The following is a 23,905-nucleotide window of genomic DNA, read 5'->3' as shown; positions in this document are numbered from 1 at the left end:
GTATCGTGATAGAGGTTGTCAGGCCTGCCGTTCGCGGCGGTTGCCCGTTTGAAAACCGCGAGACCAACATGACCGAGCTGGTCGCGATGGGAAACGGCAAAACATAACGGACAGCATAACCCGGCGATGACATGACCTCATCGCCGAGGTCACGCCTTATTTATGACACTCGATGTCTTTACCTTCGAGGACCTGTTTCAACGTACCGTTATCGCCTTTGGTCCACCATTCGTAGACATTCCCGACATAGCGGGCACCGCTGGCCGCTGGCACGTCAACCATCAAAATTTTGCCCTTGTCCGGAATGTTGACCAGCGCGGCATAGTTGGGCTCATTGTTGTAGTACATCACTCCCAGCTTTGAGCCATCGTCACAGACGTACATCTGCTTCGACACTTCCATCTTTTCATTGCCGGGCACCATGAACTCAGCGGGATCGTTGGAATGGCAGGCGGTTAACGCCATGCCGCCAAATAGAGCGAAAAGCATTGATTTTTTCATCATACATTCCTTAGGAAGCCTGCAAAAAATATAGCTACTCTCAGGAAATACGCACAAAAAAGCCGGATGATGCAAGGACCTGACGGACCCACGTCACCCGACCGGGGCTACCGCACACAGCCGTGCGCGGCGAAGGCGTTAGAGGCTGAAGATGGACGCGCCCTGTTCGGCGCTGGATACCACCTGGCGGAATACGGAGAACAGCTCGCGGCCAGACCCCAGATGCTCAGGCGCCAGCTCGGGATGTATTTCCGGTCGCGCGGTCAGATCGGTCTGAACGTCAATACGACCAGCCTGCGCATCCACACGAATGACGTCGCCATCGATGATCCGGCATAGCGGACCGCCGCGTTGCGCTTCCGGCGAAAGGTGGATCACCGCAGGCACTTTACCGGATGCGCCGGACAGACGACCGTCCGTCACCAGCGCAACCCGCAGTCCGGACTTCATTAGGTTGCCCATTATCGGCATCAACTTATGCAGCTCCGGCATGCCGTTGGCGGCAGGGCCGTTATGGCGCACGACAATCACGACGTCTTGCGTAAACTCGCCGGCGTGGTAAGCCTTCTCCACGTCGTGCTGAGATTCAAAGACGCGTGCCGGGGCTTGGATGAAGCGGTATTCGGGCGCGACGGCGCTGACTTTGATGACGCCGCGGCCCAGGTTGCCGTCCAGCACTTTCAGGCCCCCCTGTTCGCTGAACTGGGCGCCGGGTAAAGCGATGACATTTGGATTGGAGGAGTCGGCCACCGGCTCGAAAACCAGCTGGCCATTCTGCAGACGCGGCGAGGAAAGATAGTCTTCCATGCTGCCGTAAACCGGCGTGGCATCCATGTTCAGCAGACCGCGCTCTGCCAGCGCTTTCATCAGCGTCGGCACGCCGCCCGCCTGCTGGAATTCATTGATGTCGGCCGGACCGTTCGGATACATTTTCGCCAACAGCGGCACGACCTGAGACAGCTCTTCGATGTCGTCCCAGGTCAGGACATATCCCGCCGCCGCCGCGACCGCCACCAGATGGATAGAGTGGTTGGTACTACCGCCGGAGGCCAGCAGGGCGACCAGACCGTTAACAATGGATTTTTCATCCACCACGCGCGACAGCGGTCGGTATTGCGTGCCGTTGTCGGCCTGAGTGACGATGTGCGCGGTAATTTTTTCGGTCAGGGCCGCTCGCAGCGGATCGTTCGGCGCGACAAAAGAAGAACCGGGCAGCATCAACCCCATTGCTTCAAACACCAGTTGGTTGGTGTTGGCCGTGCCGTAGAACGTGCAGGTGCCCGGCGAGTGATAGGCGTTGCACTCCATGTCCTGCAACGCGGCCTTGCCGACTTCACCCGCGGCATACTGCTGGCGTACCTTCACTTTCTCATCGTTGCTGATCCCCGCGGACATCGGGCCGGACGGCACAAAAGCCGAAGGCAAATGGCCGAACGAGAGCGCGCCGATCAGCTGGCCGGGCGCGATTTTGTCGCAGATGCCCAGCAGCAGCGTCGCATCAAAGGTGTTGTGGCTCAGCGAAACGGCCGTCGCCTGAGCGATCAGATCGCGCGAGAACAGCGACAGATCCATCCCGTCCTGCCCCTGAGTCACGCCATCGCACATCGCCGGGACGCCGCCGGCAATCTGCGCGCTGTGGCCCATTTCAGCCAGCGTTTTTTTCATCGTGTCGGGATAGGTGCCGTAAGGCTGATGAGCGCTCAACATGTCGTTATAGGCGGTGATGATGCCGACATTGACGCGGGTAAAATCTAGAATCGTGCCTTTCTGACTGGATGGACAGGCGGCTACCGTATGCGCCAGATTGCCGCAGGACAGGTGGCTGCGGGTTTTGCCTTGTTCCGCCTGGGCTTCCGTTTTCGCCAAATAGCGGCGGCGAGAGGCTTCACTGCGTTCCAGTATACGACGTGTGACTTGCTCAATGACTTTATTGTTATTCATTCATTCCTCCGTTTAAGCACGGCACGCTCTCCCACGTACCGCCATGACGCAGCGTTTCACCACGTCATCAAAACTGCCATCAATACTGACCGTGACGACATCGGGTTCGTCGTTTCCCGGCACTTCCAATGTGTCGAACTGGCTCTTTAGAAGCGCCGCAGGCATAAAGTGGCCTTCGCGCGCCATCATGCGAGCCAGAACCAATTCGAAGGAACCGGAAAGATGGATAAAGGTGACATGCTCGTTGCCCGAGCGAATTTGATCACGGTATTGCTTTTTCAGGGCTGAACAGACGATGACGCCGGTCTCATTTTTTCGTTCAAGGCTGAATGCCGCATCGCGGATGCGCTCCAACCACGGTGCCCGGTCATCATCATTTAGCGGGTCTCCCCCTGCCATTTTCAGGATATTGTTGCGCGGGTGCAAATCGTCACCGTCGATAAACTTGGCGCCGACTGCCCTCGCCAGCGCCTCGCCGACTGAGGATTTACCCGTGCTGGACACGCCCATCAGAATAAAGCTTTGACCCGCCATACTTCTTTCTCCACCCATGCAATAAAACCGGTTATGTCAACAATCGTAGCACCGTTACCGGTAACATGTTACCGGTAACAATATGGAGTTGTGACAAAACACACATAATGACCTGAAGAGAGGCCGGACGCCACAGAGGCGGTTCGCCGGAGCCAACGCGCCTGATTCTGTGGGTAATCGCTGGCATGACGGGCAACAAGTAGCGCACCAGACGTTAGTGGTCTTTATCTCGACGCGACAGCTGGTCCAGATAGCCCATGACGAAGGCTGACAATACAAAAGTGAGGTGGATGATGACGTACCACATCAGCTTGTTGTCGGGGACATTGCGGGCATCCATAAACACACGCAGTAAATGGATGGAGGAGATGGCGACGATGGAAGCCGCCACTTTGTTTTTCAATGAACCGGAGTCCATTTTGCCCAGCCAGTTCAGCTTCTCTTTCCCCTCGTCGATATCGAGAGCCGAGACGAAGTTTTCGTAGCCAGAAAACATCACCATGACCAGTAAGCCACCCACCAGTGTCATATCCACCAGCGACAGCAGTGTCAGGACCAGCTCAGATTCCGCCACGGAAAAAATGTTGGGCAGAACATGCCAGATCTCCTGAAAAAACTTGATGGTCAGCGCCAGTAGCCCTAGCGATAAACCAAGATAGACCGGCGCCAACAGCCACCGGGCGGCGTACATCGCATTCTCAAGAAAACGTTCCATAGTACTCATCTGTCGCAGGTAGAAAGGATGCATGATAGCGAAAATTCGCGTTTCGGTGTTAATTCCTTGTGAACGAACGAGCTCATCTTAGGCACCCCATGAATCATCAAAGAGTAACGAACCGCCGTTATCCGCATCGGACTTGGGCTGGGGCTGGACAGTCACTGACGGGGAGAGGATGGAGCAAGGCGAGAATAACTGACGAGAGCCGAATAATCATGTTGCCACGCTGTCAGACGCTAAGACAGCACGGCAACATGATTGGCACGGCTAATTATTTCGGGTCAATGGATCTTGAATGATATTTTCTTCATTCATTCCTACCTAAGTTCCCTGGTGTTGGAATTAGAATGACTCAGGCTCCAATAAGAAAATCACGGCAATAATTTTTTAATCAATAATAACTGCCATAAGACTTAACTACAGTATGCGCCGTGTATATCTCTCAGAGCTTTTTAAACATTAACGCAGCAAAAAACCTTTAGTCAACAGATAAGTTGACGTAAAACTCACTTTAGTGTTCACTTTTCGAAAGGCCAATAATAATGGCAAGAATAGGATGTTGGTGAAGATTTTCGTATGATGATTTAACCGCCGAATTCGACAAGAAATTACGCCCCTCTGGATGCGGACAAACGCTGTTTTAGCGTAAGATAAACGGGTAAGAGGTGTTATTGCGTAAAGGATGTCTATGAAAACAACGAATGCTCAACGTAAAACCAACATCATCAAGAATATTGAATATTTGATGCGGACGCGTGGGGAAACGAAAGCGTCATTTTCAAACCGCACCGGTGTGACCCGCACAACTATCTACAAAATCCTCGATGGACGCGTGAATAACGTACAGCAATCAACCGTGAATCGCATTTCTGATTTTTTCGGCCTGTCGTGTGAAGAAATAGAAGATTACGATCTGGAAAAGATTGAACAGCTTAATAATACGCTTTCCCACGAAGGGAATAAAAATCCGGCCGCGGTTCCCATTATTCCTCAGTCCGATTTATTAGCGTCACAAGATAAAAAAATAGGCCAGTTAGCCATTCAATACCCCCTAACCTATTTCTTCGGGGAAGAATCAAATATTTTAGCGATGCGAGTTGAGTCTACTATTAGTGACCAATTTTCACCGAACGATGTCATTATTATTAAACGTCCGCCAGCCCTGGTACTCAACACCCCCTTACTGTGCTATTCGCCGGCCGAAGGTTTTATTATTCAGCCACCAGAGGGAACCATCTCATTTGAAAGGAAAAGATCCAGCAATATAGTGCTGCTGGGCTATATCATAGAGGAAAGACTGTAAATGGAATCCAACAGAAAGTTTAAACTACTGGGATTTAACCATAGCGGCGAATTGTCAGCCAACATCATGGTGCTGGCGACAGGCAAAACTATCAGCATGGATTTAAAAGAGCTCGTGGATAACGAAATCTCTGATGATTTCAGCCGCCACGAGCTCAATGCCTTATACAAAAAGCTCTACAACAGCAGAGACATCACAACCGTTTACGACATCAGCGACCGCAACGATCGTTCCTGGCATGCCTATCTTCTCATCAGTATCGCGCTGAGCGTTATTTACATTTTTTCGACCATTGCCGGGGTGAAGCCGGTATTTGTGCCCGCGCTGAACATGGTGGTGCCGCCCGCCGTTTTCGTCTACCCCATTACGTTTATCCTGGTCGATATCCTTAACGAATTTTACGGACTGAAGTTGGCAAGGCGAACGATCTTCATCACCTTTTTCGCCAACCTCGCGTTCGTCCTCGGCCTGTGGGTTACGAGCTTGATCCCAGGATTGCCGCAGTGGGAGTACGACCATACTTACAACGGTATTGTTCACAGCATCATGGCGGTGCTGGTGGCGTCTTCGCTTGCCTATCTGGTTTCTGAAAACGTGAACGCCTACGTTCTGTACAAAATAAAAATCATGACGAAGTCGCGCTATCTGTTCATTCGCGTGATCACCAGTACGATTACCGCATCGGCGGTAGATAGCGTTATTTTCTGTATCGTCGCGTTCTATAATGTGCTGAGTTTTGACGTCATAAAAACCATGATTCTGTCTCAATTCATGATTAAAGTCGTTTATGCAGTGCTGGGCGTCGGCCCGATTTACGGCACGCGGAAACTGTTCAGAAGCTATATCAACGCCGCTCCGGCAAGGAAATGATCTTATGCATATCACGGAAAAAGATAAAATCACGCATCTTGGCGTTCGCTCCAGCTATCCCGATCAGTACGATCCGGAACTGCTGGAAGCGCTGCCTCGCGCCAATGGGCGCGAGCTGGTCGGCCTGACCGACGCCGATCTGCCTTTCACGGGCTATGACCTGTGGACAGCCTTTGAGCTGTCGTGGCTCAACAAGAAAGGCAAGCCCATGGTGGGGATTGCCGAATTTCAGGTTCCCGCCTCTTCGGTCAACCTGATCGAATCCAAGTCATTCAAGCTTTATCTCAACAGCTTCAACCAGACGCGCATGCGCGACATTGAAACGCTGTTGTCCACGTTGGTGGCCGACCTCTCGGCCGCCGCGCAGGGCCAGGTAAAAGTCAATATTTATCCCGGGCTGACGGGCTATCCGGCGCAAATCGACGCCCTTCCGGGCACCGTTATTGACGACCTGGATATCGAGGTCAACGACTACTCCTTCAACCCGGAGTATTTGAAATACGCCGTTTCCGAAAATGCGCCGACGGTCAGCGAAACGCTGAGCTCTAATCTGCTCAAATCCAACTGTCTGGTGACCTACCAACCGGACTGGGGTAGCGTGGTGATTAAATATGAAGGCAGAAAAATCGACCCGGAATGCCTGTTGCGCTATCTGATCTCGTTCCGCCAGCACAATGAGTTCCATGAGCAGTGCGTCGAGCGTATCTTCAACGACATTCAGCGCTACTGCCAGCCGCAGAAGCTGACTGTTTTCGCGCGCTATACGCGACGCGGCGGTCTGGATATCAACCCGTTCCGCAGTAACTTCGAAGACAGCCACGCGGTAGGGCGATTAGTTCGCCAGTAAGGCTCCACGCCGCCTGTTCTAACCGAAAGGCGGCGTAATCTTTTCCCCTCGACTCCCCTCAGTTCCTCTTTTTTCTGCCTACCGGTTATCCTTTGGTATACAAAAACCATTTCACGATGCGGTTAAAACAGCCATACTCATTGTTCACTGTCTAAGTCACTTCATGTCCTGACCTTATGGAAAAATGGAAACTTAACCTCTTCTCCGCTTGGGTAGGGTGCTTTTTTACCGGCATGGCCATGAGCCAGATCCTGCCGTTCCTGCCGCTATATATCGAGCAGCTCGGCGTACACGATCATGCGTCTCTCAATCTATGGTCTGGGCTGATTTTCAGTTCATCCTTCATGATTTCAGCCATCGTCGCCCCCCTTTGGGGAAGTCTGGCCGACCGAAAAGGGCGCAGGCTAATGCTGCTGCGAGCCGCACTAGGGATGTCGATTGTCATGGGGTTACAAGGGATGGCGACCAGCGTCTGGCATCTGTTCCTACTTCGCGCCTTAATGGGACTGACTTCCGGCTATATCCCCAACGCGATGGCGCTCATCGCCTCTCAGGTGCCCCGAGCCCGAAGCGGTTGGGCGCTGGGTACGCTCTCCACCGGGCAGGTATCCGGCGTGCTGATAGGGCCCATGCTGGGGGGATTCATGGCGGACCACCTGGGGCTGCGAACGGTATTTTTCGTGACGTCCGGCCTCTTGTTTATCTCTTTCCTGATTACGCTGTTCGCGATTAAAGAGAATTTCGTCAAAGTCAGCAAAGCCGACCGGCTGTCCGGTAAGGCCGTCTTCGCGTCGCTGCCCTATCCCATGCTGATCGTCAGCCTCTGCATCACCACCATGATGATACAGATGGCCAATGGCTCCATAGGCCCGATACTGACGCTGTTCATCCGCGAGCTGTCTCCCGACATCGAGAACATCGCCTTTATCAGCGGGGTCATTGCCGCGGTTCCCGGCGTGTCGGCATTGATGTCCGCTCCCCGGCTCGGCAAGCTCGGCGACCGCATTGGTTCGCAGCGTATTCTCATCGTCGCGCTATTGTTCAGCGCACTGCTGTTTTTCCTGATGTCCACCATTCAAAGCGCGACTCAATTGGGGATTCTGCGTTTTATCCTGGGCTTTGCCGACGGTGCATTGTTACCCGCCGTACAGGCGCTTCTGGTGAAATACAGCAGTCAGCAGGTGACCGGGCGCATCTTCGGGTATAACCAGTCCTGCATGTATCTGGGGAATGTCATCGGTCCCCTGCTCGGTTCAGGTATTTCTGCCACGTTGGGCTACCGCTGGGTCTTTTTGGTGACATCGCTGCTCATCGTCATCAACGCGGTTCAATTAATCTTCAGCTTTAAGCGCCTGCCTAAAAACGCGACGTCTTGACGGCCGACGGAACGAGCCTGCATCTGAGCGTTTCGTTCTGCTATTTTTAACGCGGCCCATCACAAGCCCGTTGATTTATAGAGCAATTAATCATAACCATGCAAATACCATGGTCTATTGCGTTACTGAGCAGTAGGATCGGTTGCGTTGTATGTCGTCAAAGTTTTGGAGGCAAAAAATGTACACAGCGTATGACCGATATAGAAACCCGCTCAGCATCGGTTGCCGAGTCATGCAGGATGGCTCCCGCACCGTAGGTACCGTCGCCGCTATCCATGCGGAAAAACTAAAACGTGAAGAAGTGCGTAAGGCCAAATGCGTTGAGCTGCAAGGGCTGAACGGCTTCTTTGCGCCCGAAGAACTGATGCGCCTGGGGCGTGCCTGATCTCTCCGCATTGGGCGCCCCCGACGCCCGATGCTTGTATCTGCTGACCCGCGCCATGCGCTCTTCTGCGCTTTAGCGAACCTGGCGAAACGTCATGTTGAACCGATATTCTCCCGGCATGCCGCTGGGTAAAGGTCCCGGCTTCAGGGGCTGGATTCCATGGTAAAACAACCGAGATTCCCCGCCCCAAACTACCGCATCGCCGTGAGAAAGCAGTACGCGCTGGCACGGATCGCTGCGTTTCCTCCCCCCAAAGAGAAAAATGGCATTTAAACCTAGTGAAAACGAAACGATAGGCTGCTCAAGATCGCGTTCATCCTTATCCTGATGAAGAGACAAACGCGATCCCAATGAATAGCGATTGATCAGGCAAGCATCGGGCTGAAATCCTGGGAAGCCGGCCTCTCCAGCCGCCGCCGTCGCCAACTGATGGAAGAGAGGCGGCATCTCGGGCCAGGGGAGGCCAGAAAGCGGATCGTAGGCGTCGTAACGATAACCTCGCTCATCAGCCACCCATCCTAATGGTCCGCAGTTGCTCATGGCCACAGACATGCCGTATCCGCCCGGTGTTGTCAGGTGTCGAAAAGGCGCCGAACTACTCACTCGCTTGATGTCGTCCAATAATGTACAAGCCTCGTCCCAGACATAGCCGCGCATCACCACGGCACCCGGCGCGAGAGTCTCTGTACGGCGCTCGGGTTGCTCATCGGCAAACAGATCGAAGTTCATAGAAGTTCCTCTCTGAGTGAAGGGGGCGTTGCTCTGCCCGCTCTTCCGAGTGCAAACAGACACAGGCTAGCAATAAAGCGTAGACGCTGACGCAGAAGGCGTGTTTAGAAGATCGGGAGCGAACCATTGTGCTGATTTTAAGGAATATAAAAGAAGGGTGTTTCTGAAAGAGTAATAATGAAAAAGTATCACTTGCGTACGCAAGATATTTTTTGACGCTCGTTTTACCTCTTGTTATTTATTTAAATTAATAAAATTAATTAACTTAAACATTATTCCATAACGCACATCAGACTGAATTCTCACCGAATGAAACAAGCCGAACGCTATTTTCCATGAAAACATGACGGAGATTAATAATAATGTACCCCGCATACGTAGCACTCATGGAAATAAAACCATAACATTGTAGCGTCTATTACTTTTGTCGCAGCACGAAACGCACCGCTCTAATGATTAAGACTGCGCAAAACACGCCGCCAGGGCGATAAAACTGAATGAATTCATAAACTATACGGCCTTAAGTGAGACAACAATGTCGAATAAAACTTTCCATTACCAAGAGCCTTTTCCCCTCGGTAAAGATAAAACCGAGTATCGCTTGCTCTCCAGAGACTATGTTTCCGTTACGCAGTTCGACGGTCAGGACATGTTGAAAATCGCGCCGGAAGGACTGACGCTGCTTGCTCAGCAAGCCTTCCACGATGCTTCGTTCATGCTGCGTCCCGACCATCAGCAGCAGGTCGCCGATATCCTGAGCGATCCGGAAGCGAGCGAAAACGACAAATATGTCGCGCTGCAATTCCTGCGCAACTCAGAGATCGCCGCCAAGGGCATTTTACCGACCTGTCAGGATACCGGAACCGCCATCATTGTCGGCAAGAAAGGCCAGAACGTTTGGACCGGCGCCAACGATGCGGAAGCGCTGTCGCACGGCGTATATAACACCTTCATCGAAGACAACCTGCGCTACTCGCAGAACGCCCCCTTGGATATGTATAAAGAGGTCAACACCGGGACTAACCTGCCGGCGCAGATCGATCTCTACAGCACGGAAGGCGAAGAGTATAAGTTCCTGTTCGTCACCAAAGGCGGCGGCTCTGCTAACAAAACCTATCTGTATCAGGAAACCAAAGCGCTGCTGACCCCAGGAAAACTGAAAAATTTCCTGGTAGAAAAAATGCGTACGCTAGGCACCGCAGCGTGCCCGCCGTATCACATTGCTTTCGTCATCGGCGGCACTTCAGCGGAAACCACCCTGAAAACGGTCAAGCTGGCTTCTACGCACTACTACGATGAACTGCCGACTGAAGGCAACGAACACGGTCAGGCCTTCCGTGACACCGTGCTGGAGCAGGAATTGTTGGAAGAAGCCCGTAATCTGGGCCTCGGCGCACAGTTCGGCGGTAAATACTTCGCGCATGATATTCGCGTGATCCGTCTTCCGCGTCACGGCGCATCATGTCCGGTCGGTATGGGCGTGTCATGCTCCGCAGACCGCAACATCAAAGGCAAAATCAACCGCGACGGCATCTGGCTGGAACAGCTGGAGCAAAATCCTGGCAAATACATCCCGGAACATCTGCGCCAAGCCGGTGAAGGCGAAGCGGTCCGCATCGACCTCAACCGACCAATGGATGACATCCTTGCCGAACTGTCTCAGTATCCGGTCTCTACGCGTCTGTCTCTGACCGGCACGATCATCGTAGGACGTGATATTGCTCATGCGAAGCTGAAAGAGCGCATCGACAACGGCGAAGGCCTGCCTCAGTACGTCAAAGACCATCCGATTTACTATGCTGGCCCGGCCAAAACACCGACCGGATACGCCTCCGGCTCTCTGGGTCCGACTACTGCGGGTCGTATGGACTCCTACGTCGACCTGCTGCAATCCCACGGCGGCAGCAAGATCATGCTGGCAAAAGGCAACCGCAGTCAGCAGGTGACCGACGCGTGTAAGAAACACGGCGGTTTCTACCTCGGCAGTATCGGCGGCCCTGCCGCGATCCTTGCGCAGAACAGCATTAAGAGTCTGACCTGCGTTGAATATCCTGAGCTGGGTATGGAAGCAATCTGGAAAATCGAGGTTGAGGACTTCCCGGCATTTATCCTAGTGGATGACAAGGGTAACGATTTCTTCCATCAGATTCAGGCTAAAGCCTGTAATCGCTGCGGCTGATAACTCGTTATCCTGACGCTGATACAGGTCAGGCACTTCGGGGGAGCGATAGTCTTCCCCCAATTATTCATTTAGCGGTTGCTCCTTTCCCCTGCCTCATCCCCTCTCCTCGTACGTTTTCAAGGCCCTCTCATCACGCCCTTCCCTACCTCTCAATAAATTGATGCATTAAAAATGCAACTTCATGGTTTTCGACGTCGCCCGCCGAGGCAATGATGAAATCGCTTTCGCTATGTTGTTAAGATAATGATGAATACATTGATGTGCTACAAACAACTGCCGGTATGGGATTGGGAGGCACGACTAGCGGCTTTCCGGGAGGAATATAACGCGCAAGATGGAACCTGGACCAGGCTGGCGGTATCACAAGGGGCGTTAACGCTGACGATACTCTCGGGAATACGATGAGGCCTTCTCGGCACTCCGTATTTCCCCACAGAACTCGTCCCCATTGAACCACGGCAACGCTATCGCGTTAAGGCCTGCTCCGACACATGCGCTGTCAACTGAGTTTCTACTGTTGTCCTGAGGATTCTTACCATCAGAAGTATGGCCTGTCTCGTACGCACTCGGCGGTGATTGATGCCCTGCGTCATCTTGGTAGCGGCAAGGCATTAGATCTCGGCCGCGGGCGTAATGCACGTTATCTTCACCGGAAAGTCTGGAATGTCACCGCATGGGATAAACACCCTGAAAGTATCCGCGCATTGAACGACATCATTGAGCAAGAACATCTCTAGGGAATTCAGGCATGTGCACATGATATTCATCTCGCCGATAGAGATGACGCCTACGACATGATTGTGTCTACCGTGGTATTCGTGTGCCTCGAGCGCTCACGCAGACCGGCCATTATCCAAAAGATGCAGCAACAGACCGTCGCCGGGGGTAAAACTTGATTGTCGCGGCGATGTCGGCCGGCGATTATCCCTGCCCGCTGCCCTTTTCATTTACGTTCCAAGAGGACGAACTGAGCCGCTATTACGAGGCATGGGAAGTGGTGAAACACGATCGCGATATCGGGAAATTGCACAAAACGGACGAGGAGGGGAAGCGTATCAAACTGCGTTTCGCCACGCTGCTGGCGCGTAAACCCAGTTAGAATACAGCCGGGGACTCGCCCCGGCATAAGGCATAAATCGATAACACGATTAGCTGGCTTTCAGTTCAACCGCCTTGCGGTAAGCCACCAGATCCTCGATCGTCAGTACCGGCATATCGTGCTGCTGACCAAAGGCGATCACCTCTGGCGCACGCGCCATGGAACCGTCGTCATTTGTCAGTTCGCACAGCACCCCAAACGGCTTCAAGCCAGCTAGCGTCATCAGATCGACTGTCGCTTCTGTATGGCCGCCGCGGACCAATACGCCGCCGGGCTGCGCACGCAGAGGGAAAACATGCCCAGGACGATTCAGATCGCTGGCGCGGGCATCGTCGGCCGTAGCGGCGCGAACGGTAGTCAGGCGGTCTGCGGCGGACACACCCGTCGTCACGCCTTCAGCCGCTTCGATTGTCACCGTGAAGGCCGTTTGATAATGGCTGGAGTTATGCTCAACCATCATCGGCAATTCCAGTTTTTGTCTACGCTCTTCGGTCAGGCACAGACAAACAATCCCACTGCCATGGCGAATGGTCAGCGCCATCTGCTGGACGGTCATATGTTCGGCGGAAAAAATCATATCGCCTTCGTTTTCACGATTTTCATCGTCCAGCACCATGACGCCACGTCCCTGACGCAGCGCTTCAAGCGCGCGTTCAACACGCTCGGTCGATGTACCAAATTGAGAAAGCAAAGTCTGATTCATGGTAAAAAACCCTCACTATTTTCTATGGATTACCAGAATCAGGGCTAACTTGAGGAGTGGCACTGACGGCATAGAAATGCAATCAATGCTAAAAAAATAACGCGGGCAGGCTCAGCCTGACGGATACCGTTACTCTCTCCCATCCGGACTTTAACCGTCGGCCCCGGAATTTCACCGGATCTGCTGACCTCAAACCCAATACGACAGTCTGAGCGCTCGCGGGCTTCCAACCTCATACCGTGTATGGACTGGTTTACCGCCGGTGGGGAATTGCGCCCCGCCCTGAGAATAAGCGGGTTTACTATAACGCTAACGATTTGCAGGGGCAACGGGTATAAGGGCTCTCATCGTCAATAACCGCTACGCCGGCGCAGTTTAGGTTTATACAATGCCTAGCAGGCATTACACTTGACTAACAGCAGCACTTTTTCCGTCTAACCCATCAGGATAATCATCATGATTGACCCTAAAAAGATAGAGCAAATCGCCCGTCAGATGCACGAATCCATGCCGAAAGGGATTCGGGAACTCGGCGAGGATATGGAAAAAAAGATTCGTCAGGTTCTGCAATCGCAGCTATCCCGTCTGGATCTCGTCAACCGTGAAGAATTTGACGTTCAAACGCAGGTTCTACTACGCACGCGTGAAAAACTGACGCGGCTAGAGCAACGACTGGACGAGCTGGAAGCCAAATCAGCACCCACCACGGACCCCAAAGCTGAGCCGCCGGCAACGCAGGCGCAAGAATAACGATTCACCACCGTCGCTTAGGGAAAAGCGGGGGGCATTCAAGTTCCTTAATCTGAAAACGGGTGGTCATGCAACTCAGGCAAACTCAAGCCCAAAGAAAAAGCCTCCGCATGCGGAGGCTTTTTACTGTGTATCGCTAGAGAAACCGACAATGATAACCGGTTAGTTGAGCACTTCGCGTATACGTGATTTATACACTTCAACCTTCTGCGGCGTCATCATTCGGCGCTCATCGTCCAGCACCACACCACCGACATCGTCGGCGATACGCTGTGCTGATTGCAGCATGAGTTTGAAATTCTGGCCAGCGTCACCATAAGACGGCACCATCATGAAGATGGATACGCCCGGCGTTGAAAACTCCGACATGTCGTCAGGGTTGAAAGAACCCGGTTTCACCATATTGGCCAGGCTGAACAGCACCGGACCGCCGCCCGCTGGATTAACATGGCGATGGAAAATATTCATCTCACCGAATTGGAAACCCGACTGAAGAACGCTTTGCAACAGCAGTTCCCCGCCGATAACGCCCCCTTGATGCGCAGCGACATGAACCACCAATACCGCTTCTTTCGCTGCCGGCGCTTCATTAGTGGGAGCCGCTTCTTCTTGCGCTTCCTGCAGGCTTGCCATTTTGGCTTCACGCTCCGCTACCGTTTCCGAATCGGAATGCGTATCTGCCGCAAGCTCAAGCTCGGCTTCATCGATTTGAGACGGCTCCGCAGAATCCATTTCACCCAACAGCGGATCGTAATTTGCTGAAGATGATGTCGGTTCATGAGACGTCAACGGAGGATCGTCCACGGCACGCCCTGAAGCACTCGTTGGCGGACGATTCGCAGGGGGCGTACTTTTCTGTTTTTGCGGGCGCACGGGTTTGACCCGAACTTCTCCCACCCCTTCGTCCAGCGCCTCGAACGGCGTTTCTTCCGGATCCTGCTTCAAACGCTTCACAGGACGATCGCGAAAAAGGGACGAACGCTCTTTACGGCTGGTCCACAAGCCGTGAAGCAGCAGTGCTATAATTGCGATCGCGCCAACAACGATTAATATCAGACGCAAGTCCTGCATCATTGCTATCCCAGTTATTCCAATACATTGCCACTATGGCATATACATATATCACTAACTGTATTTGCCCGTGTACACAAGTGCAAGTCTGGCCGACAGTTTATGACAATAAAGATGATAAGTGCGCACTTTTTTGCTGTTTTTTCATGCAAAAGCGGGCTAGCCAGCACAATATCGTCCCGATATGATGCCGCCATCTTCAAGGAACAATGAGAACAAGAGTATGCCTTACGAACAAGAACGCCAAAACCTTCGCAGCGGTTTCCACTACTTCGTGAGAGGCTGGCAGTTGCTCTCGCTACCTGGAATCCGGCGGTTCGTTGTCTTGCCGATGCTGGTCAATATTTTGCTGATGGGCGGCGCCTTCTGGTGGCTGTTCCAACAACTGAATAGTTGGATTCCTCAACTGATGAGCCATATTCCTCATTGGCTGCAGTGGCTCAGCTACCTGCTCTGGCCTCTAGCGGTGATATCTATCTTGTTGGTCTTTGGCTACTTTTTCAGTACGTTGACCAATTTTATCGCGGCGCCGTTCAATGGCCTGCTGGCTGAGCAGTTAGAGGCGCGGTTGACCGGCGTCGCTCTGCCGGACAGCGGTATATGGGGCATCGCTAAAGACACGCCGCGTATCATGCGACGTGAAGTGCAGAAACTTGGCTATTATTTACCTCGAGCGCTGGTGCTGTTTTTACTCTATTTCGTACCGGGCATTGGTCAAACGGTCGCGCCAATCCTCTGGTTTATCTTCAGCGCCTGGATGTTGGCGGTGCAGTATTGCGATTACCCGTTCGATAATCATAAGGTCAGTTTCCCGGTCATGCGCCAGACTTTGCGACAGCATAAAATGAGCAATCTGCAGTTTGGTGCTCTAGTCAATCTGTGCACGATCGTTCCTGTACTGAATCTGATCATCATGCCCGTCGCCGTATGCGGCGCAACAGCGCTGTGGGTAGATCGTTACCAGCATTTATCCAACGTGTTGAAAGCCAAATAAACCTCGCTGACTTGGGCCGGGAAACTATGAAAAATATATTTCCTAAAAACATAACGATATAGCGATTGCTTACTTCACTGACAGTGTTGAAAAGGTATTCTCTCTAGCGTTCACAAAAATTACATACAGCTATTTAAAGGACGGGCTATGAGCAAGATCTACGAAGACAATTCTTTCACAATCGGCCATACGCCGCTGGTTCGGCTGAATCGCATTGGTAATGGACGCATCCTCGCTAAGGTTGAGTCTCGCAACCCCAGTTTCAGCGTTAAATGCCGTATCGGTTCCAACCTGATTTGGGATGCCGAAAAGCGCGGCGTTCTGAAGCCCGGTGTCGAACTGGTCGAACCGACCAGCGGCAACACCGGTATCGCTCTGGCCTACGTGGCCGCCGCCCGAGGCTACAAATTAACACTGACGATGCCTGAAACCATGAGCATCGAGCGCCGTAAACTGTTAAAAGCGCTTGGCGCTAACCTGGTACTGACTGAAGGCGCGAAAGGGATGAAAGGCGCTATCGCCAAAGCCGAAGAAATCGTCGCCAGCGATCCAAAGCGTTACCTGCTGCTGCAACAGTTCAGTAATCCGGCCAACCCGGAAATTCATGAAAAAACCACCGGGCCGGAAATCTGGGAAGACACGGACGGCGAAGTCGATGTTTTCATCGCGGGCGTCGGCACAGGGGGGACTTTAACGGGCGTCAGCCGCTACATTAAACACTCCCAGGGTAAAGCTATCACGACCGTCGCGGTTGAACCCGTTGACTCTCCTGTCATCACCCAGGCTCTCGCGGGCGAAGAGATTAAGCCTGGTCCTCACAAAATTCAGGGGATTGGCGCAGGCTTCATTCCAGATAACCTGGATCTAAAATTGGTTGACCGCGTTGAGCGTATCAGTAATGAAGATGCCATCAGCAACGCACGACGCCTGATGGAAGAAGAAGGCATTCTCGCGGGAATTTCGTCCGGCGCAGCTGTTGCCGCGGCACTTAACCTGCTGAAAGAAGACGCCTTCAAAGACAAAACCATCGTAGTCATTCTGCCCTCTTCCGGCGAGCGCTATTTGAGCACCGCGTTGTTCGCCGATCTGTTCACCGAGCAAGAACTTCAGCAGTAACAGACAAGCCACGGATAAGTAATCGGCATGTTACAAAAAGCACTCTCCGGGGTGCTTTTTTTGTGGGCCACGTCAAAGTTTGCAGGTGTAGTGGATTGCATTTCCAGCCCAGGTTTAGTATCTAACCGGACAATTATTTTGATGCGTGAAATAAATATCCGTCTTCACCCTCTGAAAATTTCATGATTGAGCGCAACGCGAGTCGAGTCTCCAAACGGTATTCTGATTCACCTGTGTGACAATGGTTGAACTCTCAGGGTGGTTTACTGATATTGTATTCAAGGTAATGCTTAGGCGTTCCTTGCCGCATCCCGGCCTGCCCCTGTAACATGCGCAGGGAGTTAACCAAACAGGCTAAAGTTCAGTCGATAAACTAGACTTTAGTTCCACAACATTTATCTAATCCAATAAGTTGGGGAAAACCGAATGTTCCAGCAAGAAGTAACTATTACCGCGCCGAATGGCCTCCACACCCGTCCCGCTGCTCAGTTTGTTAAAGAAGCTAAAGGCTTCGTCTCCGACATCACCGTCAACTCCAACGGTAAAAGCGCCAGCGCTAAGAGCCTGTTCAAATTACAGACCCTCGGCTTGACTCAGGGCACTGTGGTCACGATCTCCGCTGAAGGCGAAGACGAACAAAAAGCCGTTGAACATCTGGTTAAACTGATGGCTGAGCTTGAGTAACAGCAGCCGGTCTCTTTAGTGCACATCAGTATTAAGTAAGGTAGGGTTATGATTTCAGGTATATTAGTATCACCCGGGATTGCTTTTGGTAAGGCGCTGTTACTGAAAGACGATGAGATCGTCATCAACCGGAAAAAAATCACTGCGGAACAGGTCGATCAGGAAGTCGAGCGTTTTCTGGCTGGCCGGGCGAAAGCCTCACAGCAGTTGGAAGCGATCAAAAACAAAGCAGCGGAAACACTGGGGCCCGAGAAAGAAGCTATTTTCGAAGGCCACATCATGCTGCTGGAAGATGAAGAGTTCGAGCAGGAAATCATATCCCTGATTAAAGATGACCACGCATCTGCAGACGCGGCGGCTTCTTCTGTTATTGAAAACCAGGCCAAGGCATTGGAAGAACTGGATGACGAATACCTGAAGGAGCGCGCTGCCGACATGCGTGACATCGGCAAGCGCCTGCTGAAAAACATTCTCGGCATGAATATTGTCGATTTGGGCGATATTCAGGATGAGGTGATTCTGGTTGCTAACGACCTGACCCCGTCTGAAACCGCTCAGCTGAATTTGAAAAAGGTGCTGGGCTTTATCACCGACATCGGCGGCCGTACATCTCACACATCCATCATGGCGCGTTCTTTGGAACTGCCAGCCATCGTGGGTACATCAGATGCGACCCAACAGGTCAAAAGCGGTGATTTCCTGATTCTGGACGGCGTGAACAACACCATTTACCAGAATCCGAGCCAGGACATCATCGATAAGCTGAAAGAAGTTCAGCAGCAGTTCATTTCTGAAAAACAAGAGCTGGCTAAACTGAAAGATCTGCCGGCGGTCACGCTGGATGGACATCAGGTCGAAGTCTGCTCCAACATCGGTACCGTGCGCGACGTCGCTGGCGCTGAGCGTAACGGCGCGGAAGGCGTTGGTCTGTACCGTACCGAATTCCTGTTTATGGATCGTGATGCGCTGCCGACTGAAGAAGAGCAGTTCCAGGCATACAAGGCCGTTGCGGAAGCAATGGGCGCCCAGGCAGTCATCGTTCGTACCATGGACATCGGCGGCGATAAAGATCTGCCGTACATGAACCTGCCGAAGGAAGACAACCCGTTCCTGGGCTGGCGTGCGATCCGTATCTGTCTGGACCGTAAAGAAATTCTGCATTCACAGCTGCGCGCTATCCTACGTGCTTCCGCCTTCGGCAAACTGCGTATCATGTTCCCGATGATTATTTCCGTCGAGGAAGTTCGTACGCTGAAAGCTGAACTGGAAATGCTGAAAGCGCAGCTGAAAGAAGAAGGTAAAGCCTTTGATGAAACCATCGAGGTCGGCGTCATGGTGGAAACACCGGCCGCAGCCACGATCGCCCATCATCTGGCCAAGGAAGTGGACTTCTTCAGTATTGGGACAAACGACTTAACCCAGTATACTCTGGCTGTAGACCGTGGTAATGAGCTGATTTCTCATCTCTACAATCCGATGTCCCCGGCAGTGTTAACCCTGATCAAGCAAGTGATTGACGCCTCTCATGCAGAAGGCAAATGGACAGGGATGTGTGGTGAGCTCGCCGGTGACGAACGTGCTACACTACTGTTATTGGGGATGGGTCTGGATGAATTCAGCATGAGTGCCATCTCAATCCCTCGTATCAAGAAAATCATCCGTAATGCCAATTACGGCGATGCGAAGGCGCTGGCGGAACAGGCATTAGCCCAACCGACGGCGGAAGAGTTAAGCAATCTGGTAAACCGGTTCATTAAAGAAAAGACGCTTTGCTGATCCGCCATGCTGGCCCAATATTAAAGCTTAGGAGAGAATCATGGGTTTGTTCGATAAACTGAAGTCTCTGGTTTCTGATGATAAAAAAGATACCGGCAGCATTGAGATCATCGCCCCGTTGTCTGGCGAGATCGTGAACATTGAAGATGTGCCTGATGTTGTTTTCGCCGAAAAAATTGTCGGTGACGGTATTGCTATCAAACCGAACGGGAACAAACTGGTTGCTCCGGTAGATGGCACCATCGGTAAAATTTTCGAAACCAACCATGCTTTTTCCATCGAATCCGACAGCGGTATCGAGCTGTTCGTCCACTTCGGTATTGATACCGTTGAACTGAAAGGCGAAGGTTTCAAACGCATCGCTGAAGAAGGTCAACGCGTCAAGAAAGGCGACACGATCATCGAATTCGATCTGCCGCTGCTGGAAGAAAAAGCCAAATCTACACTGACGCCCGTTGTGATCTCCAATATGGATGAAATCAAAGAGCTGACCAAACTGAGTGGTTCTGTCGTCGTCGGCGAAACGCCGGTGATTCGCATCAAAAAATAATAACGGCTCGGTTTGTACATCAACGGCGCTTAGGCGCCGTTTTTTATTGCCCGCCATCTATCCTCGCCAGCGCTGCACCTTCTTCATCCATCATACCGAACATGCCTCCGAACCAAGCTCCCCAGCCAAACGTGGCTTGTCCGCCTGTACGAGACAGCTGGCGCCCTGCTGTCGCGGCACATTAAGTTCAAAAACAAAGGGAGTGATGACGATGGAGATAAATGGGCACAGCGGAAGGTGAAAGTGTTGCACGTCAAAGAGGCGATGACAGGGAGAATAGGCCCCCCAAGAACGGAGGGCCTATTGCCATACCGGCGGCGAAATGCCTCGGAGAGGGGCAGAGCGCCCTATTGCCAGCGTGGCAGGCTGATGCGAATCAGTAACCCTCGGGGTTCCTGATTCATCGCTTCAATACGTCCGCCGTGAGCCAGCACGGCTTTGCGAGCAATGGCCAGCCCCAGTCCATAACCTTTGCCGGATTGGGGAGAATCGATACGTATAAACGGGTCGAATATACTGGAAAGTTTACTCTTTTCGACTCCGGGACCGTTATCCGAGACGTCGATAACCCACTCGCGTTCGCTTTTCCTCAACGTCACGGTGACCTCCTGCCCCATGCCAGAAAAGCGGAGCGCGTTTCTGATAATGTTATCCAGCGCGCGCCGCATCAGCTCCGATACGCCCTTGAGAGTGTAGTCTTCGTAGTCACCGGCGTTGAGATTGATCTCAACACCCGGCACCTGCGCTTCGTACCTGGCATCATTGACCACCGCGTTCACCAGCCCCAGCAGGTCGAAATACTCCTCGTTGATCTCCTGGTTAATCTCCGCGTTATCGGTGCGCGACAAGGTCAGCAGCTCGCCTATCATCTTGTCCATCCGCTCCGCCTCGCGCTCAATGCGCTGTAAGCAGCTTTCCACATGACTGTCGTTTTGCCGGGCCAACCCTATGGCTAACTGCAGACGTGCCAGCGGCGATCGGAGTTCATGAGAAACATCGTGCAGCAGTTCCTCACGCGCGCTGACCAGCACATCCAGGCGCTCCACCATCGAGTCGAAGTCTCGCGCCACATCGCTGATCTCATCATGACGTCGACGCATCGCCGACGGCAGCCTTACGGAAAGATTGCCTTGCGCGACCTGACCAAATGCCGCCCGCAGTTGGTTGAGCGGCCGGGCAAGGTTCCAGGCCATCATCGCGCTGAACAACAGCCCACTGATGGCGCCGATCCACAGGATAGGACCGGGAATGTGCAAAAATCGCTGCAATGCCGGAGGCCCAAACCGGAACTCTTGTCTTAACTTATCGATATCGAATCGCAGCAGATAATGTTCGTCATCCGGACCGGTGACCTGCTGTACAGGTCTGGCAGGGTTATTGCCTTCGACCATATCGTCAGGCAGCAGCGGTTCACCATCGTCATCCTGCGGCGGTAGGGTATCCGACGTATTCTGCGTGGAGACCGTAAGATAGTGCCGTTCACTTTCAGGCCAGCTCGACATCTCCTCATCCAGCGCGGAGAGCCCGCCGCGCTGCAAAGCCTGAGATGCCAGCGTCATCTGTAATGAAATGACGTGCCGCCCCAGCTTGATTTCAGGAGGAACATCGCGATCGCCATAAAAGGATATGCCCACCCACAGTAATTGCGAGATCACGATCAACGTCAGCCATAGACCGACCAGGATCTTCCAGAAAAGTCTTCCCTGCATCATTATCGGATCCGGTAGCCGACGCTGCGCACGGTCTCTATGGTCAATTTGCTGCCTTCCAACGCGCTCAGTTTCTGCCGAATATTGCTGATGTGAACGTCTACGCTGCGATCGTACGCTTCGCGTCGGCGCCCCAGGCATTTCTCCGACAACTCATCTTTCGTCACCACCCGGTCAGGTGAGCGCATCAACAGCTCAAGCAGATTAAACTCGGAAGCCGTGAGATCGAACGATTCGCCGCGCCATTCGCTGTTGCGAGTAGAGGTATTTAGCATCAGTTCGCCATACGTAACCATCCCCGACTCACTGGTCTTTTCCGGTTTATCTTCGTAACGACGCAATACCGCGCGTAGTCGAGCCACCAATTCCCGGGGGTAGCAGGGTTTGGGAACATAATCATCCGCGCCCATTTCCAGGCCGATAACGCGATCGATGTTGTCGCCCTTCGCCGTCAGCATGATGATCGGCAACTGTTGGCTCCGCCTGACCTGACGCAATACATCGATCCCACTCATGTCCGGCAGCATGATGTCCAGAATCATGGCGGTGTACTGATTGGACATAGCCCCGTCAACACCTTCTTGACCGGTCAGAACCTGTTCAGCATTGAACCCTTCGGCCGTCAGGTATTCGCACAGCATACTTCCCAGCTCGGCATCATCATCTACCAGTAAAATTTTCATCTTTTGTTCCCGTATGTTCGAATGAAACTTATTCTTAAGCGTGCCAATATCTTACGCAGCTGTATTTACAGATTACTTACTTTCTATTTAGACAATTATTACGCGGGGCTTTCGATAAATAGAGTAAATTGATGTCTCTACTATGCTTTATGTCTTCGGCCTTACTAAGGACACTGAAGTTTTGATGAAATTCCGTTTACGGCCCGCCCGCTTAATTTTAATTATACTGTTTGCTATTCTTCTTGCCCTACTCTCGCTTTATTTGCTGCGTCCAGAAAGCAAAGTTAACTATATTACTACCCCTGTCGCCATTCGGGATCTGGAAAAAACCGTGCTGGCCGACGGCACGATTGAAGCACAAAAGCTGGTCAGCGTGGGGGCACAGGCCTCAGGGCAAATCAAGACGCTGCCGATCTCATTGGGCGACAAGGTCACCAAAGGCCAGTTACTGGCTGAAATTGACGACCTGACTCAGCAGAACGCATTCAAAGATAGCCAGGCTGCGCTGAAAAACGTGCAGGCACAGCGTGCGGCCAAACTGGCGGTGCTGAAAAATAATCAGATCGGCTGGCAGCGTCAGGAAATGCTGATGCGGAAAGGCGTCGGCGCACAAGCGGATTATGACAGCGCCAAAGCGACCCTGGACGCGACACAGGCCGAGATCGCCGCGCTGGACGCGCAAATCATCCAGGCTCAGATTGCCGTTAGCACTGCGCAAGTCAATTTAGGCTATACCCGCATCCTCTCTCCCATAGACGGCACCATCGTCGCCATCCCGGTCGAAGAGGGACAAACGGTGAATGCAGCGCAGAGCACGCCCACCATTACGAAAGTGGCGAACCTGAAGACCATGACGATCGAAGCTCAGATCTCCGAGGCGGATGTCATCAAGGTCAAGCCCGGCATGTCGGTCTGGTTCACCATTCTCGGCGATCCGGATAAACGCTATCAGGCCACGTTACGCGCTATCGAACCGGCGCCAGAATCGCTAAGCTCCGATACCTCGTCTACCAGCAGCAGCGCCAGCAGCAGTAGCAGCTCGACGTCCACCACCACGGCGGTGTACTACAACGGTCTGTTCGATGTCGACAACCCCGAAGAAACCCTGCGAATCTCGATGACGGCACAGGTCTACATCCTGTTGGATACTGTTAAGAATGCGTTGGTTGTCCCAATGACCGCGCTGCATAACGACAACGGGAAGACATCCGTACAGGTGGTCGACGCCAAAGGAGACATCCAGTCGCGGCTGGTGACGACAGGCATCAGCGACAACGTCTTCGTCCAGCTCACCTCCGGCGTCAACGCCGGCGAACAAGTGATTGTCAGCCAACAGGTCGGCACGACCGTCAGCCGTCCGGGCAGACCGCCGATGGGATTCTAA

Annotated in this window: 22 protein-coding genes, 1 pseudogene and 1 riboswitch; of the genes and pseudogenes, 14 read left to right on the top strand and 9 right to left on the bottom strand. The window is 52.7% G+C overall.

Annotation, left to right across the window (positions count from 1 at the left end; translation table 11 throughout):
- Positions 1-156 precede the first annotated feature (156 nt).
- The 4 genes from AU511_RS05870 to AU511_RS05855 all read right to left on the bottom strand — a co-directional run bounded on the left by AU511_RS05870 (position 157) and on the right by AU511_RS05855 (position 3,691).
- Positions 157-501 carry an MliC family protein gene (locus AU511_RS05870; protein WP_167372003.1) on the bottom strand — a complete coding sequence of 115 codons (345 nt, stop codon included), beginning with the start codon at positions 499-501 and terminating at the stop codon, positions 157-159.
- A 138-nt stretch (positions 502-639) separates the two neighbouring features.
- Positions 640-2,442 (bottom strand): phosphogluconate dehydratase, encoded by a 1,803-nt coding sequence (edd, locus tag AU511_RS05865; RefSeq protein ID WP_094109085.1) that lies wholly within the window; start codon positions 2,440-2,442, stop codon positions 640-642.
- 12 nt (positions 2,443-2,454) lie between these two features.
- Positions 2,455-2,976 carry a gluconokinase gene (locus tag AU511_RS05860; protein WP_094100227.1) on the bottom strand — a complete coding sequence of 174 codons (522 nt, stop codon included), beginning with the start codon at positions 2,974-2,976 and terminating at the stop codon, positions 2,455-2,457.
- A 214-nt stretch (positions 2,977-3,190) separates the two neighbouring features.
- On the bottom strand, positions 3,191-3,691 hold the full coding sequence (locus tag AU511_RS05855) for a TIGR00645 family protein (RefSeq protein ID WP_094100286.1): 501 nt from the start codon (positions 3,689-3,691) through the stop codon (positions 3,191-3,193).
- Between the two features lie 691 nt (positions 3,692-4,382).
- On the opposite strand from AU511_RS05855, the gene AU511_RS05850 reads away from it, so the two are divergent.
- From AU511_RS05850 to ydfZ, 5 genes are all read left to right on the top strand, one after another.
- The gene (locus AU511_RS05850; RefSeq protein WP_094100228.1) at positions 4,383-4,997 is read left to right on the top strand and encodes a helix-turn-helix domain-containing protein; all 615 of its coding nucleotides are present in this window, start codon (positions 4,383-4,385) and stop codon (positions 4,995-4,997) included.
- Positions 4,998-5,867 (top strand): queuosine precursor transporter, encoded by an 870-nt coding sequence (locus tag AU511_RS05845; RefSeq protein ID WP_094100229.1) that lies wholly within the window; start codon positions 4,998-5,000, stop codon positions 5,865-5,867.
- A gap of 4 nt (positions 5,868-5,871) precedes the next feature.
- Positions 5,872-6,714 (top strand): NADPH-dependent 7-cyano-7-deazaguanine reductase QueF, encoded by an 843-nt coding sequence (gene queF / locus AU511_RS05840; protein ID WP_094109084.1) that lies wholly within the window; start codon positions 5,872-5,874, stop codon positions 6,712-6,714.
- A 176-nt stretch (positions 6,715-6,890) separates the two neighbouring features.
- Positions 6,891-8,090 carry a multidrug efflux MFS transporter gene (locus AU511_RS05835; protein ID WP_094100231.1) on the top strand — a complete coding sequence of 400 codons (1,200 nt, stop codon included), beginning with the start codon at positions 6,891-6,893 and terminating at the stop codon, positions 8,088-8,090.
- A gap of 178 nt (positions 8,091-8,268) precedes the next feature.
- The gene (gene ydfZ / locus AU511_RS05830) at positions 8,269-8,475 is read left to right on the top strand and encodes a putative selenium delivery protein YdfZ (RefSeq protein ID WP_094100232.1); all 207 of its coding nucleotides are present in this window, start codon (positions 8,269-8,271) and stop codon (positions 8,473-8,475) included.
- Positions 8,476-8,547: 72 nt separating this feature from the next.
- Here the strand turns inward: ydfZ and alkB are convergent, their stop codons facing one another.
- On the bottom strand, positions 8,548-9,204 hold the full coding sequence (gene alkB, locus AU511_RS05825) for a DNA oxidative demethylase AlkB (protein WP_094109083.1): 657 nt from the start codon (positions 9,202-9,204) through the stop codon (positions 8,548-8,550).
- Between the two features lie 535 nt (positions 9,205-9,739).
- On the opposite strand from alkB, the gene fumA reads away from it, so the two are divergent.
- Positions 9,740-11,383 carry a class I fumarate hydratase FumA gene (gene fumA, locus AU511_RS05820; protein WP_094109082.1) on the top strand — a complete coding sequence of 548 codons (1,644 nt, stop codon included), beginning with the start codon at positions 9,740-9,742 and terminating at the stop codon, positions 11,381-11,383.
- Between the two features lie 249 nt (positions 11,384-11,632).
- A pseudogene (tehB, locus tag AU511_RS05815) lies at positions 11,633-12,485 on the top strand (SAM-dependent methyltransferase TehB).
- A gap of 49 nt (positions 12,486-12,534) precedes the next feature.
- Here tehB and ribB read toward each other — a convergent pair.
- Complete coding sequence (gene ribB, locus AU511_RS05810) at positions 12,535-13,188, bottom strand: 3,4-dihydroxy-2-butanone-4-phosphate synthase (RefSeq protein WP_094100235.1); 654 nt, start codon at positions 13,186-13,188, stop codon at positions 12,535-12,537.
- 127 nt (positions 13,189-13,315) lie between these two features.
- A riboswitch (FMN riboswitch) is annotated at positions 13,316-13,482 on the bottom strand.
- A gap of 162 nt (positions 13,483-13,644) precedes the next feature.
- Here ribB and ubiK point away from each other — a divergent pair.
- Entirely contained in the window at positions 13,645-13,938 is a 294-nt protein-coding gene (ubiK, locus tag AU511_RS05805) for a ubiquinone biosynthesis accessory factor UbiK (protein ID WP_094109081.1), read from the top strand.
- A gap of 162 nt (positions 13,939-14,100) precedes the next feature.
- Here ubiK and zipA read toward each other — a convergent pair whose 3' ends face one another.
- Entirely contained in the window at positions 14,101-15,009 is a 909-nt protein-coding gene (gene zipA / locus AU511_RS05800) for a cell division protein ZipA (RefSeq protein ID WP_100059645.1), read from the bottom strand.
- 223 nt (positions 15,010-15,232) lie between these two features.
- On the opposite strand from zipA, the gene cysZ reads away from it, so the two are divergent.
- The 5 genes from cysZ to crr all read left to right on the top strand — a co-directional run bounded on the left by cysZ (position 15,233) and on the right by crr (position 20,129).
- The gene (cysZ, locus tag AU511_RS05795; protein ID WP_094100238.1) at positions 15,233-16,003 is read left to right on the top strand and encodes a sulfate transporter CysZ; all 771 of its coding nucleotides are present in this window, start codon (positions 15,233-15,235) and stop codon (positions 16,001-16,003) included.
- Between the two features lie 147 nt (positions 16,004-16,150).
- On the top strand, positions 16,151-17,119 hold the full coding sequence (gene cysK / locus AU511_RS05790) for a cysteine synthase A (RefSeq protein ID WP_094109079.1): 969 nt from the start codon (positions 16,151-16,153) through the stop codon (positions 17,117-17,119).
- A gap of 426 nt (positions 17,120-17,545) precedes the next feature.
- Entirely contained in the window at positions 17,546-17,803 is a 258-nt protein-coding gene (gene ptsH / locus AU511_RS05785) for a phosphocarrier protein Hpr (protein WP_026738658.1), read from the top strand.
- Between the two features lie 48 nt (positions 17,804-17,851).
- Positions 17,852-19,579 (top strand): phosphoenolpyruvate-protein phosphotransferase PtsI, encoded by a 1,728-nt coding sequence (gene ptsI / locus AU511_RS05780; RefSeq protein ID WP_094109078.1) that lies wholly within the window; start codon positions 17,852-17,854, stop codon positions 19,577-19,579.
- Between the two features lie 40 nt (positions 19,580-19,619).
- A complete protein-coding gene (gene crr / locus AU511_RS05775) occupies positions 19,620-20,129 on the top strand; it encodes a PTS glucose transporter subunit IIA (protein ID WP_026738656.1) in 510 nt (169 codons plus the stop codon).
- 347 nt (positions 20,130-20,476) lie between these two features.
- Here crr and AU511_RS05770 read toward each other — a convergent pair whose 3' ends face one another.
- Together AU511_RS05770 and AU511_RS05765 are read right to left on the bottom strand one after the other, a co-directional pair.
- The gene (locus AU511_RS05770; RefSeq protein WP_094109077.1) at positions 20,477-21,841 is read right to left on the bottom strand and encodes an ATP-binding protein; all 1,365 of its coding nucleotides are present in this window, start codon (positions 21,839-21,841) and stop codon (positions 20,477-20,479) included.
- Complete coding sequence (locus AU511_RS05765; protein ID WP_094109076.1) at positions 21,841-22,521, bottom strand: response regulator transcription factor; 681 nt, start codon at positions 22,519-22,521, stop codon at positions 21,841-21,843. Before AU511_RS05765 ends, AU511_RS05770 begins: the two co-directional genes overlap by 1 nt.
- Before the next feature lie 184 nt (positions 22,522-22,705).
- Between AU511_RS05765 and AU511_RS05760 the strand changes: the two genes are divergently transcribed.
- Positions 22,706-23,905 (top strand): efflux RND transporter periplasmic adaptor subunit, encoded by a 1,200-nt coding sequence (locus tag AU511_RS05760; RefSeq protein WP_094109075.1) that lies wholly within the window; start codon positions 22,706-22,708, stop codon positions 23,903-23,905.

Origin of the sequence: Lonsdalea iberica, assembly GCF_002111585.1 — a bacterium.
Taxonomy (GTDB): domain Bacteria; phylum Pseudomonadota; class Gammaproteobacteria; order Enterobacterales; family Enterobacteriaceae; genus Lonsdalea; species Lonsdalea iberica.
The sequence above is the reverse complement of the archived record's forward strand: the minus strand, read 5'-3'. Positions and strand labels throughout refer to the sequence as shown.